Annotated in this window: 13 protein-coding genes, 1 tRNA gene and 1 pseudogene; 14 read left to right on the top strand and 1 reads right to left on the bottom strand. The window is 74.6% G+C overall.

The window, feature by feature from the left end:
* Window positions 1-43: 43 nt before the first annotated feature.
* The 11 genes and pseudogenes from IU369_RS11760 (at window position 44) to IU369_RS11710 (ending at window position 8,595) form a co-directional block, all read left to right on the top strand.
* Complete coding sequence (locus tag IU369_RS11760) at window positions 44-1,054, top strand: nitroreductase family protein (RefSeq protein WP_217921171.1); 1,011 nt, start codon at window positions 44-46, stop codon at window positions 1,052-1,054.
* Window positions 1,055-1,162: 108 nt separating this feature from the next.
* A tRNA-Arg gene (locus IU369_RS11755) sits at window positions 1,163-1,236 on the top strand.
* A 339-nt stretch (window positions 1,237-1,575) separates the two neighbouring features.
* Window positions 1,576-1,839 (top strand): hypothetical protein, encoded by a 264-nt coding sequence (locus IU369_RS11750; RefSeq protein ID WP_217921170.1) that lies wholly within the window; start codon window positions 1,576-1,578, stop codon window positions 1,837-1,839.
* A 7-nt stretch (window positions 1,840-1,846) separates the two neighbouring features.
* A complete protein-coding gene (locus IU369_RS11745; RefSeq protein ID WP_217921169.1) occupies window positions 1,847-2,179 on the top strand; it encodes a helix-turn-helix domain-containing protein in 333 nt (110 codons plus the stop codon).
* A gap of 309 nt (window positions 2,180-2,488) precedes the next feature.
* Window positions 2,489-2,911, top strand: coding sequence for a hypothetical protein (locus tag IU369_RS11740; protein ID WP_217921168.1), 423 nt, complete (start codon window positions 2,489-2,491; stop codon window positions 2,909-2,911).
* Between the two features lie 35 nt (window positions 2,912-2,946).
* Window positions 2,947-3,306 carry a hypothetical protein gene (locus tag IU369_RS11735; RefSeq protein ID WP_217921167.1) on the top strand — a complete coding sequence of 120 codons (360 nt, stop codon included), beginning with the start codon at window positions 2,947-2,949 and terminating at the stop codon, window positions 3,304-3,306.
* A 50-nt stretch (window positions 3,307-3,356) separates the two neighbouring features.
* A complete protein-coding gene (locus IU369_RS11730; protein ID WP_217921166.1) occupies window positions 3,357-3,818 on the top strand; it encodes a carboxymuconolactone decarboxylase family protein in 462 nt (153 codons plus the stop codon).
* Window positions 3,815-4,000: pseudogene (locus IU369_RS23840) on the top strand (DUF302 domain-containing protein); the annotation flags it as partial. The gene IU369_RS11730 and the pseudogene IU369_RS23840, both read left to right, overlap by 4 nt.
* 17 nt (window positions 4,001-4,017) lie before the next feature.
* Entirely contained in the window at window positions 4,018-5,652 is a 1,635-nt protein-coding gene (locus IU369_RS11720; RefSeq protein ID WP_217921165.1) for a hypothetical protein, read from the top strand.
* A gap of 275 nt (window positions 5,653-5,927) precedes the next feature.
* Window positions 5,928-8,288: a hypothetical protein gene (locus tag IU369_RS11715; protein WP_217921164.1), complete on the top strand. Its 2,361-nt coding sequence runs from the start codon at window positions 5,928-5,930 to the stop codon at window positions 8,286-8,288.
* A gap of 79 nt (window positions 8,289-8,367) precedes the next feature.
* The gene (locus IU369_RS11710) at window positions 8,368-8,595 is read left to right on the top strand and encodes a hypothetical protein (protein ID WP_217921163.1); all 228 of its coding nucleotides are present in this window, start codon (window positions 8,368-8,370) and stop codon (window positions 8,593-8,595) included.
* A gap of 10 nt (window positions 8,596-8,605) precedes the next feature.
* Here the strand turns inward: IU369_RS11710 and IU369_RS11705 are convergent, their stop codons facing one another.
* Complete coding sequence (locus tag IU369_RS11705; protein ID WP_217921162.1) at window positions 8,606-9,265, bottom strand: M23 family metallopeptidase; 660 nt, start codon at window positions 9,263-9,265, stop codon at window positions 8,606-8,608.
* A 374-nt stretch (window positions 9,266-9,639) separates the two neighbouring features.
* Here IU369_RS11705 and IU369_RS11700 point away from each other — a divergent pair, with 374 nt between their 5' ends.
* From IU369_RS11700 to IU369_RS11690, 3 genes are all read left to right on the top strand, one after another.
* A complete protein-coding gene (locus IU369_RS11700; protein ID WP_217921161.1) occupies window positions 9,640-9,828 on the top strand; it encodes a hypothetical protein in 189 nt (62 codons plus the stop codon).
* Between the two features lie 90 nt (window positions 9,829-9,918).
* Window positions 9,919-10,494, top strand: coding sequence for an SCO family protein (locus tag IU369_RS11695; protein ID WP_217921160.1), 576 nt, complete (start codon window positions 9,919-9,921; stop codon window positions 10,492-10,494).
* 337 nt (window positions 10,495-10,831) lie between these two features.
* On the top strand, window positions 10,832-12,808 hold the full coding sequence (locus tag IU369_RS11690) for a SpoIIE family protein phosphatase (RefSeq protein ID WP_217921159.1): 1,977 nt from the start codon (window positions 10,832-10,834) through the stop codon (window positions 12,806-12,808).
* Window positions 12,809-12,818 lie beyond the last annotated feature (10 nt).

Raw genomic sequence — 12,818 nt, 5'->3', positions numbered from 1 at the left:
ACCCGCCGTCCGTCACACACCGAACCAAACCCCAGGGGGGCCCATGTCCGTATCCGCAGCCGATATCCCCGACAAGAGTTTTCTTCAGACGGTCGGGGACCGTCGGAGCATCCGGTACTACGACCCGGACAAGAAGGTCGAGGACTGGAAGATCCAGACGATGCTCCAGGCCGGGCGGCTCGCCTCCTGCCAGGGGAACATCAACGCCACCGAGGCGATCGTCGTCGACCGTGAGACCTGTGATCTCTGGGACGAGATCGAGGAGTGCGTCTCCGGCTTCAACGTCCAGATCATCAACCAGAGCTCGCACCTGATCTTCTGGCTGACGAACCTGAACGCCTGGTACGGCCGCGCCAACGACGGTCTCTCGACCCTCGCCCTCTCCGGCGCGCTCACCAAGTACCACGGCTGGAACTACGAGTTCACGATGACGCAGACCGTCCCGCGTCTCATGAGCTTCCCGACGGAGCGCACCGAGAACCTGCTCCGCTTCGAGACCGGTCTCGCCGTCTGCCAGTCGATCCTGACGGCGACGTCGCTCGACATCGGCTCGATCCTCATCGCCTTCGGCCGCAAGCCGGGCGGGATCGAGAAGGCCTTCGGCCTGCCGCCGCACTACAAGCTGACCTGGGGCCACGCCGTCGGCTACCCCCTCGAGGACTTCAAGGCCGGCGGCCAGCGGCCCCGCCTCAAGTTCGAGAAGCTGTTCCACAAGGACGCCCACGGCACGCCGTACCACATGGACGAGGACCTCAAGGAGGCCCTCAAGGCCAAGGGCATGATCCAGGAGCAGTCGCCGGTGGACGGCCGCATGGACGAGATCGAGGCCCTCGCCTCCAAGTTCTCCCGCGAGCCGGGCGTGGTGTCGTGGCCGGAGAAGGAAGTCCGCCGTCTGATCAACGACGACGACTGGGACTTCGGCCCGAACATCAAGAAGCGCGCCGAGGAGGTCCTCGCGCAGGGTGGCCTGCCGGACTACCCCGAGGAGATGCGCGAGACGTTCACCAAGCTCATGGAGGAGCACGGGATCGACGCGAGCAAGTACCTCAGCTAGCACCACCCGCTGAGAGCGCGTCCCGCGGCCCCCGTCTCACACCGAGGCGGGGGCCGCGGCCGTTCCGGGGCACCTCCGCGCCCCGGTCGCGCTACCGTCCCGCCCCGGGCGCCCGTAGCTCAGCTGGATAGAGCGACGGCCTTCTAAGCCGTTGGTCGCAGGTTCGAATCCTGCCGGGCGCGTCGCCAGAACGCTTTCCACGACGGGGATGCCGGCCGATCGGCCGCCCTCGTCGCCGGGGCCGAGGTGCATCTGATGACGGTGCGGGAGCATCCCCGCACCACCAGGACGGTGCGGGAGACGGTGCGGGAGCCGGCCAGTCCCCGCGGGATGCCCCCGCGGCCGCCCATCCGAGGCGGGACGTGGGCGGGGGGAGGGGGGAGTAGGGGGTGGGCTCCCGAGGAAGGCCGGGGCGGGTGTTCGAGTTGGGTGCCCTGCGCGGCGCATCCGCGGACCGAGATTGGGTCCATCCGGCCCTCGCACTACCGTGCCCTGCAATACGAGGAGAGAGGAGGACGCCGATGGCGGTGGCTAGTGGCACCCATGAGCCGCGGTTCCAGGGGGCGTGGATCGACGACGCGCTCGATCCGGGCCAGTTCGTCATCGTCCCGGACGATGGTCTGGAGTACGTCTGCGCTAACCGGGAGGAACTCTTCGTCCTACTAGCCCGCGACTACGTCGGGCGCTGCGACTTCTGGGTCCGGTGGAAGGCCCCGACCGGGTCGATGGACTACCGCCGAGCCGGAGAGATGGAACCAGGCTGGGGCGCACAACCGGCGGCCTAGGAACGGCATGAGGCACCTGACGACTCGCGAGGCGGCTGCCCTCCTAGGGGTGTCCTCCAACTCGGTGCGCGCCTACGCTGACGCTGGTTTCCTGCGCTGTTCGAGGACGGCGAGGGGCGACCGGCGGTTCCTCGAGGCGGATGTGCTGGCGTATCTGGCCAGCCGGCAGGCTCAGGAGAAGCCGTTCGCTGAGGTCAGGGCCGAGCTCTGGACGAAGACGATCTTGTCGGTGCTGCGTGCCGCTGAGCGAGACCTCGGCGGCTCGTCGTCCCAATCTGCTCGGTTTGCCGCGGCGCGAGAGCTGATCGTGAACTCCTCCGGGGTCCGCCCGGCGTCGTAGGGTCGCGAGCGTGTCTCCGCTCCGTCTCGTGTCGTTGGCCGCGGTCGTCCTCGGTGCGCTGGTGCTCTTGGCGGCGTTCGCCGTCCCGACGTGCCGCAACTTCGCGGGCACGGCGAGGGACTCCGGTTACCCCTGCAAGGTGCAGCACTCGAGCGGCTCGACGGAGTTCATCTTCAGCCGCGCCTCTTCCGTGAGCGTTCCGAGAGCTGAGGTTGTGGCGATCGTCGTCCTTGGCCTTGGTGCTCTGGGACTGCGCCGAAGCCGTTCGGCATAGGCGTTCCCGTCCGCCCCCCGCACTAGCGTCGCGGGATGGACCGACTTCGAGGAATCGCCTCCGCAGTCGCCATCGTCGTCGTATTGGCGGCCGTTTTCGTGACGACCCAGATCGCGGATTCGGAGGGACGGACGCTTGCGGACCGCATCCCGGTCGTCGGTCCCGTGGTCGATGCCATCGGACTGGAGAGCGGGGGTGTTCCCGGCGGCGGGCCACTGATCCAGGCCCACGACGGGGACGAGCGCATCGCGGAGACCGCGACGTGTGGCCGCCTCCGCGACGCGGACGCGGCGGGTCGCCGCCGCATCGCCGACGCGATCATCGAGGTCGGCGGTCGCGAGGATGAGCGCATCCGGGCGATCGATCCGAGCGCCGTCGTCACGGGCATCGTCCTGGCGTGCGAGGGCCGGCCGGACGGCCACCTCGTCGTCGATGCGATCGCAGCCGCCGCTGGTTAGGGACGACCGAACGTGTGTTCTATCCTGCTCGACCCATGGCCGACCCTCTTGCAGAAGTCATCTGCCTTGCACGGCTCTATCTGACGGACACGGAGGTCGGGCGGCTCGTGGTCTGGATCGCCCACCGCCTCGGTCGTAGTCAGGCGCTCGCAGGTGATCGGCCCGAGATCGAGCGACTGGAGCACGTCGTCCGTCATTGGCTGAGTGAGGAAGAGCGGGAGTCGCTCGCCAGGTGGATGCTGATCCAGGCGGGTCAGCGGGCGCCTGGTCGTTCCGGAGCGACCTATGGGGCGACCGGAACGAAGGAAGGGGTGAGCCTCAGCCGCACGAGGGGTCCTGTCAGGAGCGCCCACGACCCTCCTTCACGACTCGACAACTTTAGAGTTGTGGAGTAGAGTTACGTGGCATCGGATCCCCACGGACGACGCCACCGGAGAGCAGCCGCATGATCGACACCGAGACCCACGGCCTGGCGGTGGACCTCCGCCGCGAGGCGCCCGACGCCTACCGCGCGCTCGCCGCCCTCACCCGGGCGAGCACCCTCGACCACGGCCTCGCCGAGCTGATGAAGGTGCGCGCCTCGCAGCTCAACGGGTGCGCCTACTGCGTGGACCTCCACGTGCGGCTGGCGCTCGAGGCCGGCGAGGACCCGCGGCGCCTGCACGCGCTCGCCGTGTGGCGCGAGTCCCCCTTCTTCAGCGCCCGCGAGCGGGCCGCCCTCGCCCTGACGGAGTCCCTCACGCGCATGGAGGCGGTGCCGCTGCCCGAGGTCGTGGCCTCGGCGGTCGAGGACCACTTCGACCCGGCGGAGCGCGGCCAGCTGATCGTGGTGATCGCCGGCATCAACGCCTGGAACCGGGTGATGGTCGCCGCCGGCGACCCGCCCCCGCCGCTCGACGCCCGATGATGGGGGGAGGATCCGTGACGCCCACCGACACCGTCTACAGCGACCGGGTGGAGGCACCCGGCACCTTCGACGAGGTCCTGGACCGCACCCGCGCCGCCCTCGCCGCGGAGGGCTTCGGCGTGCTCAGCGAGATCGACGTCCAGGCGACCATGAAGGCGAAGCTCGGCGTGGACCGCGAGCCGTACGTCATCCTCGGCGCGTGCAGCCCCGCGCACGCCCGCCGGGCACCGGCTCGGTCCTGGTCGGCTTCGGTCCCGGCTCGCTCGACCGGGCCCGTGCGCTCGCGCTGCAACCCGACGGGCGCATCGTCGTCGCCGGCTACAGCAACGCGAACGGATCGAACGACTTCGCGGTGGCGCGCCTGCTCGGGACCGGGGTCCTCGACCGCTCGTTCGGCGGGGGCACCGGCACCTCGCTCGGGGGTTTCGCGCCGGGTTCGTCGGACGTGGCCAACGCGGTCGTCCTGCAGCCCGACGGCGCGGTCGTGCTCGCCGGCCACAGCAACGCCGGCGGCACCGTCGACATCGCGGTCGCGCGACTCCGGACCCCCGACGGGACGTTCGATCCCACCTACGGCGGCGGCACGGGGAGGTCGCTCGGCGGGTTCACTGCCACCTCGCACGAGACGGCGAGCGCGATCGCGCTGCAGCCGGACGGGAGGATCGTCGTCGCCGGCGGCACCGACGCCGGCGGGACCGCCGACATCGCGGTCGCCCGCCTCGGCAACCCCGACGGCGGGTTCGACGCGACGTTCGGTGGGGGCACGGGCCGGGCGATCGGCGGAGTCGGCCCCGCGACCGGCGACCACGCCCAGGCCGTCGCCCTGCAGCCCGACGGCCGCATCGTGGTCGCCGGGGCCTCCGAGTCCGACGACGGCCCCCGCATGGTCCTGGCCCGCCTGCGGTCCCCGGAGGGCACGTTCGACCCGTCCTTCGGCGGAACCGGTCGCGCGATCCCGCGCTTCGGCGTGGAGTCGTTCGACGGCGCCGCCGCCGTCGCCGTACAGCCGGACGGCCGCATCCTGGCCGCCGGGAACAGCAACGCGCGGGGCACCGTCGACATCGCCGTCGCGCGTGTCACACCCGACGGCGACCCCGACACGTCCTTCGGCGCCGGCAACGGGAAGGCGCTCATCGGGTTCCGCGCGACGTCGAACGAGGCCGCCCAGGCGATGGCGCTGCAGGCCGACGGCAAGATCCTGCTCGCCGGGACGACCGACGGCGACGTCGCGGTGGTCCGACTGCAGCCCAACGGCGGACTCGACGCCACGTTCGGCGACGGCGGAACCGTCCGCGTCGACCTCGGCGGACCCGACGACATCGCCTTCGCGATGGCGGTGCAGCCCGACGGCCGCATCGTCCTCGCCGGCGAGACCCGGGCCGGCGGCAGTGAGGACATGGTGGTCGTGCGCCTCCAGGGCGACCCGCCGGTCGCGGGCTCCGGCGGGGGCGGCGCAGCCGGCGGCGGCGCTGGCGCCGGCGGTCCGGCCGGCTCCCCTCCTGCCTGCCTCGGCAGGCCGGCGACCATCGTCGGCACCGCCGCCGCGGACCGCCTGCGCGGCACCTCCCGGGCCGACGTGATCGTCGCGCTCGGAGGCGCCGATCGCATCGCGGCGCTCGGCGGCGACGACCTCGTCTGCGCGAGCGGGGGAGACGACGTCGTCACGGGCGGCGCCGGCGCCGACGTGCTCCGCGGCGAGAGCGGGCGCGACCACCTCATCGGAGGCCGCGGACGCGACCGGCTGACCGGAGGCGCCGGCGCCGACCGGCTCGTCGGCGGCCCGGGTCGTGACCTCCTGACGGGCGGGCCGGGCCGCGACCGCGAACGGCGGTGACGACGGCCGCCGAGGGGCCGCATGGCGGCCCCCCGGCGCCCGCACGTGACCCGCGGTGGCGCGATGTCCACCACGCCGCCACGCACACGCCGATCGCCCACGATCGTCCTCGTCCACGGGGCCCGGGCCGACGGGTCCCGCTGGGACGCCGTCGACGCACCGCATCCGCGGCGGCTGATCGTGCCGGTGTACCGCCTCGTGAAGCGGCTCCGGCACCTCGATCGGCACGCACGGCGCCTACCTCGCGATCAGGCGGCGGGCATAGACTCGGTGACATGGGAGGGGAGCCGCCGCGCCGGAGCGTCGGGAGGGCCGAGCAGTCCTCCGAGGCCGACCCCGGCGGGCCCCGCCCGCCGGCGGCCGTGCACCCCGTCGTCGCGGTGCAGATGGCGATCGGGAACGCCGCGACGGCGCGGCTCATGCGCCAGCCCGCGCCCGGGGGCGGCGGGCGCCACCCGCTCGCCCCGCCGCCCCACCCGCTCGCCGAGCCCCCCGGCCTGCTGACGGTCAACGAGGACGACCGGCCGCTCGTCCTCGCCGACACGCCGCCCCCGATGCCCGCCGACACCGCGGCGAAGCTCCTCGCGGTCCGGGCGACGCTCAGCAAGGTCCCGCCCCTCGCGGAGAAGGACGCCGCCACACTCCGCACCGCGATCCCCGGCGCGCCGATCCTCGAGCTCATCGAACGGCGCGACAACCGCCGCGGGTGGCTCGAGAACTACCCGTCCATGGTCACGTCGATCTCGCCGCCCGCGGGGCAGCCCGACGAGTCCGTCGCCTACCAGCTCCACTCGCTCCACCAGACCGCCGAGGCGTACCGTGCCGAGCTGCCCGAGATCCAGGCGAGGATCGACGCGCACGTCCAGCGCGCCGGGGTGGGGGGCGAGACCGAGCTCGCGACGCTCGTCGGGGAGACGTTCCCCCGGATGTTCGTGGAGCGGGCGAAGCTCATCGCCCTGCGCCAGCTCGACGACAACCTCCGCATCGCCGAGGAGGAGGGCGCCCGGTACGGCGTCGCCGCGAACCCCGGCGGCATGTACGGCGGGGCGACGTTCGGGGGGACCCCCGACTACATGGCGGGGCCGTCCGACCCGCTCGACGTGCAGTCCCTCCGCGACGCCGCGTGGGAGCTCCTCGCCCTCCAGGCGAAGCGGGAGGAGGCGCAGGTCAAGGCGGGCCGCCTCATGCGGATGGAGGACGAATACGACGCCGCCCAGAAGGGCGACCCCGACCCCGGGGGCCGCATGGGCCTGCCCATCGCCATCGAGGCGGAGGCCGCCGGCCGGGCGCGCCTCGGCCTGCGGCACCCCATCCTCTTCCAGGCCGACCCCGCCGTCATCGCGAACGCCACCGACGAGCAGCTCACCGACCACGTCCTCGGCAAGGTCCAGTCCCTCCGCCGCGACATCCTCGCCACGCAGGAGAACATCCGCGACGGCGACCTCGAGATCTGGAACCTCCGCGGCATCGTCGACCTCACCCGCCTCGACCTCGGTGTCGCCGACGACTCGCCCCTCGTCGGCGCCATCGACGCCCACATCGCCGCGGCGAAGGCCGACGACGGGATCCTCAGCACCGCCCTCACCGCCCTCCAGATCACCGCCGGCGTCATCGCCGCCGTCGCCAGCGGCGGCCTCGCCCTCGTCGCCGGGGGCGTCGCCCTCGGCGTCGGCGCCTACCAGGTGTCCGAGGCCGTCGAGGACTACATGGTGGAGTCGGCCGCCGAGAACGTCGCCCTCGACCCGACCATCGCCGACATCTCCGTCAACGAGCCCGCCATCCTCCCGATCGTCGTCGGCGTCCTCGGCATGGCGCTCGACGGCGCCGCCGTCGGCAAGGCCATCATCGCGCTGCGGGCCCCCGCGCGCGCCCTCGTCGCCGACGGGGACCTCGGGGCGTTCTCCGTCGCCGCGCACAAGGCCCTCCCCGCCGCCGAGGCGGACCGCCTCATCGAGCGCGCCGCGCTCCTGCCCGAGGTCGTCGCCCGCGGCGCCGTCGGCCGCGGCGCGGTCGCCGGCCACCACTGGACGCAGGAGGAGATCCAGACCCTCTTCGTGCGGGCGTTCAAGCGCCCGGGCCCGCCCGCGGACAACATCGTCGTCCACCAGAGCCAGGCCGCGTTCGACCAGGTGCGCATCTCCGCCGGGATGCCCGAGAACACCTTCGGCTTCTACATCCCCGCCGCCGCGGACCAGGCCGCCGGGGACGCCCTCCATGCGATGGGCGTCCTCCACCTCCCGCCCCGCGCGACGACGCTCACCGTCATCCACGAGTCGCTCCACATGATCGGCGACGCCTCCGGGGTGCCGGCCCTGCTCGGGCGCTACGTCGACGAGGGGCTCACCGAGCTCCTCGCGCGCGAGGCGTTCGGCCCCGAGGCGGGGCGGTTCATCTACGAGGGCAACATGGCGTTCGTGAAGATCCTCCGGGACGTCGTCGGCCGCGACGCCCTCGAGGAGGCGTTCCTCCACCGGATCTGGCAGCCGCTGCGCTCGGCCCTGGAGGCACGCCTCGGCGGGAGCGCACCCGTCAGCCACATGTACGCGCTGCTGCGGCAGGTCGGCCCGGACGGCCAGAACGGGCGCCTGCTCGACGAGGTCATCGGGATGCTCCACCCGGGGTCCGCCACCCCCTGACCGGGGCGGGGGAGGGTCCCCGCGAACATGCGTGCGCCCCGTCACGGTTGGTGACCGGGCCGACCGGGGAGGATCGGCCATGAGCGACGCCCCGCAGCGACCGACCACCTCCCACCTCCACCCCGGGGACGAGGTCGAGCTGCTGCGCCGCGTCGCGATCCGCCCCGAGAGCGTCATCACCTGCGAGCCCGGGGACATCGCCACCGTCGAGGTCGTCGGGGACCGCGGGTGCCTGGTCACCCTCCACGGCATGGGCATCGCTGTGCCGCACACGCACCTCCGGCTCCACCACTCCGCGAACCGCTGACCCCCCGGGGTCAGCGCGGCCGGGGGCGGTCCCGCGGCAGGAGGTAGGGGAGGGGGTCCACGGCGCGACCACCCCGCCGCACCTCGAAGTGCAGGTGGACGCCGTGCGCGTTCCCCGTCTCGCCCATGCGCCCCACCACCGCGCCGCGCGCGACGGGCCGGCCGGGTGCGACCCCGGTCGCCGAGAGGTGCGCGTACGCGGTGCGCAGGCCGTCGGCGTGGCGCAGCACCACGATGAGCCCGTACCCGCCGTGCGCCCCGGCGGAGACGACCACGCCGTCCGCCGCGGCCCGCACCGGCGCGCCGCTCGTCGCCCCGCCCCCGATGTCGACCCCCTCGTGGGCGCGCCCCCAGCGGGGCCCGAACGGCGACTCCAGCGGCCCCTCCGCCGGGCGGCTCAACGGCCGTTCGACGTCGCGGGGCACCTCGCGCCGTGACGCGAGCCACCGCGAGATGTCACGCCACCGCCGCCGCTGCCCGTTCGTGCGCGCCGCCGGCCGGGCGGGGAGGCGGCCGAGGCCGAGGCGCGCCACGTGACGCACCGCGGCCCCGTGGGTCGTGGCGCCCCCCGGGCGGGAACCCGTCGCGTCCGCGACGCGGGTCCGCACGGCCTCGCGCCGGGCCGCCAGGAACGCCGCGACGTCGGCGAGCGCCCGGACCCGGTACGCCATCTCCTCCGGGACGCCCGGCAGGGCACGCCCCCGCTCGCGGGCCAGGCCCAGCTGGACGGCGCGGCTCTCGGTCCGCGCCTCCAGGGCCCGGATCGTCGCGGCGACCGCCGACGGGTCGGTGCGGGCGCGCTCGACGAGCGCCGCGATCGGCTCGGACGCCCCGGCGGGCTCCGGCGGGGCGACCCCGGCGACCGCGACGGCCGTCAGCGCGATGGCGAGGGCCGCCCGGATGGACGGGGTATGTCCGATCGCGCCACCCTAGGCCCTCGCACGGCCCCCGCCCGGTTGCGGGTTCCGCCGGGACCGCCGGCGGTGCCGGAGCCGGGACCGCGTCGCGGTGGGGGTGCATCCGGGGCGGCCGCCAGACTGGTCCCATGGACGTCTGCCCACTCTGCGGAGGCGCGCTGATCGACATCCGCGCCAAGGCGGTCTGCTCGGCGTGCGGGCGCATCTGCGAGGGGTGCTGCGAGGGCGCGCCCGACGCGTCGTGCCCGCCCGCCGGGGTCGGCCGGTCCCCCGCCGCGGGGCGCAACGGCCCGGCCACGGCAGGGGAGGGGCGCTAGGGTCGGAGGGCCGGTCCGCCCACCGTCCCCGGGATCCCGCTGCCCACCTCGCGTCCGCCCAACCTGCGTCTGCTCGCGTTGATCGCCTCGGTGGCCGCGGCCGTCGCGGCCCTCTCCCTCGTGCTCCTCGGCGTGGCGTCGCGCGGGGGTGACGACAGCCGGTTCATCGCCCCCGAGATCACCCCCTCCCGGCCCGCGCCCGCGACGACGGGGACCGGGTTCGACGGCCGGCCCGTGTCCGTCCCCACCTCCGGCCGCCCGGCGCTCGTGACGTTCCTGTTCGCCAACTGCCCCGACGTCTGCCCGACGATCGCCGCCACCATCGCCTCCTCGCTCGACGCCCTCGGCCCCGCCGCCGACGACCTCGACGTCGTCGCCATCAGCGTCGACCCCGAGGGCGACACCGCCCCCTCCGTCGGTGAGTTCCTCGACCGCTTCCGCCTCCGCGGCCGCATGAGCTACATCACCGGGACCCGGGCCGAGCTCGCACCCCTCTGGAGGGACTGGCTGATCACCGCCCAGCCGGAGGGCGAGGACGCCTCCATCCACTCCGCCCGCGTGGTGCTGGTCGGCCGCGACGGACGCCAGGTCGCCTCGTACGCCGCCGGGATCGTCGTCCCCGTCGGCGATCTCACCGCCGACCTCCGGACGCTGATCGCCGGGTAGGGCCCGCGCGTCCCGATCCCGCGGATCCCGCGTCCCGGCGGTCACGGGACGCGCGGCCGTACCGGCGGGCACCCCGGGATGGTATGAGAGTGCACCCCCGCGGCACCGCGCGGGGGACCGTGCCCGCGGAGCCCGTCGGAGGACGTCGTGATCGTGTCCCATCAGTCCCGGACCCCCGCGGTCCGGCGTCCCGCGCGCCTCCTCGCGCCCGTGTGCGGCATCGCCCCCGCCGCCCTGTCCTGGGGCGCCCCCGCCACATCGACGACATCGTCCGTGACCGCGGTGCCCGCCTGAGGACGCCGCCCATCCCGCCCGCGCCCCCCGTACCGTGGCCGGCGTGACCCCGCCCGGTCAGACACCCGCCACCCCGGGGGCGGGCGCCCCTCCCCCCGGGGGCACCCGCTCCCCCCTGCGCCTGCGCGAGGCCCGCCGGTCCCTGACCGTCACCCTCGGCGTCCTGATCGGCCTGCTCCTGCTGATGCTGGGGGTGGGGATCGGGGTGTCGCGCGCGATCCACGACAGCGCCACCGACGAGTACGTCCGGGACGCGATCCCCCTCAAGTCGGACGTCCAGGACCTCGTCCGCCACATGTACGCCCAGCAGGCCTCGGTGCGCGGTTACCTGCTGACGGGTCGCGAGAGCGTGCTCGCGGGGTACGAGCAGGCGCGCGTGGCCGCCGCCGAGGACGTCCGGTCGATCCGGACGCGCCTCGACGGACACCCCATCCTCGCGGACCTCCTCACCGAGGCGGAGCCGCGGATCGCGGAGCTGGAGCGCTACTACGCGCTCCAGATCGCCCGTGGCCGGGGCGCCGAGGCGACCGAGCGCGGGCTGGCTCGCCGCCAGGTGCTCGGCGGCGAGGTGCGCTTCGCCCGGTTCCGGGACGTCGCCGACCGCATGCTGGCCGACACCGACGCGTTCGTCGACGACGCCCGCCGCGAGCAGGACCGCCTCACGAACGCCCTCACCGTCGTCCTGCTCGCCCTCGGCGCACTCGCGATCGTCGCGGCGCTGCGGGTCAGCGTCGTCGCGCGCCGCCGCGTCGCGGGGCTGCTCGGCGACCTCGACAACGAACGCGACGTCACCGCCCTCGCCGCCGTCCGCGCCGACGCGCTGCAGCGGGTCACCGCCGCCCTCGCCCCGGCGCTCGACGAGGAGGCCGTCCTCGGCGCGCTCGCGGGGGACGCGTCCCACGTCGCCGGCATCGACGAGGTGGTGCTGGCCCGCCCGGGCCCGGGCGGGCAGTTCCTGGAGCGGCGCAGCCTCGGCGGGGAGACCGCCGACCTCGACCGCCGGGTGCCCCTCGACGACGACCAGCCGCTCGCGAACGTCGCCCGGACCGGGGAGCCGCAGTTCCAGCCCTCCTCCGCGATCGCCCGGCTGCCGGGCGTCGCCGAGATCACCACCGACGTCCCCGGCGTCGGGTGGGCGCTCCTGCCCCTGCGGGCCGGGCGGGGCGGGCGGGGCGTGCTCGCCCTCCGCTTCGACACGCCCCGGGAGTTCACCGCCGCGGAGCGGACGTTCCTGCTGACCCTCGCCGACCAGGTCGCCCAGGCGCTGGAGCGGGTGCGCCTGCACCGGGAGCAGCAGGAGATCGCCCACGTCCTGCAGCAGAGCCTCCTGCCCCGGGCCCTGCCGGAGGTGGCCGGCGTCGAGATGGCCGCCCGGTACGTCACCGCCGAGGCCGGCCAGGAGGTCGGGGGCGACTTCTACGACGTGTTCGAGGACTCCGGCGGACGCCTCACCGTGATGATGGGCGACGCCTGCGGGAAGGGGCCCGAGGCCGTCGCCCTGACGGCGCTGGCCCGGTACACGGTCCGCGCGGTCGCCGACGGCGACGCCGGCCCCGCCGCGGCGCTCGGACGCCTCAACGAGGCGATGCGCCAGCAGGGGTTCGGCACGCTCTTCCTCACGGCGGCGCTGCTCGCCTTCGGGCGCGACGCGGAGGGGATGACCGTCACCACCTGCCGCGCCGGCCACCCGTTCCCCCTGCTGGTGCGGGCGTCGGGGGCCGTCGAGGAGGTCGGCGGGCCCGGGACGGTGCTCGGCGTCTTCGACGACCCGCCCCTCACGGACGTCACCGTGCGCATCGCACCCGGCGACTCGATCGTGGTGTTCACCGACGGCCTGACCGAGGCGCGCCAGGGCACCGCCCTGCTCGGCGAGGAGCGCCTCAGCGACGCGGCGTCGGCCTGCGCGGGCATGGGCGCCGAGGCGGCCGCGGCGCACCTGCTGCGGACGGCGGCCGACTTCGCGCGGGGACGGCTCCGCGACGACGTCGCCGTGGTCGTCGTGCGCGTCCTCGGCGACTGAGGGCCGGGTG

Origin of the sequence: Miltoncostaea oceani (genome assembly GCF_018141545.1) — a bacterium.
Taxonomy (GTDB): Bacteria; Actinomycetota; Thermoleophilia; order Miltoncostaeales; family Miltoncostaeaceae; genus Miltoncostaea; species Miltoncostaea oceani.
Note: the sequence above shows the minus strand (reverse complement) of the source record. Positions and strands in the feature narration are given on the sequence as shown.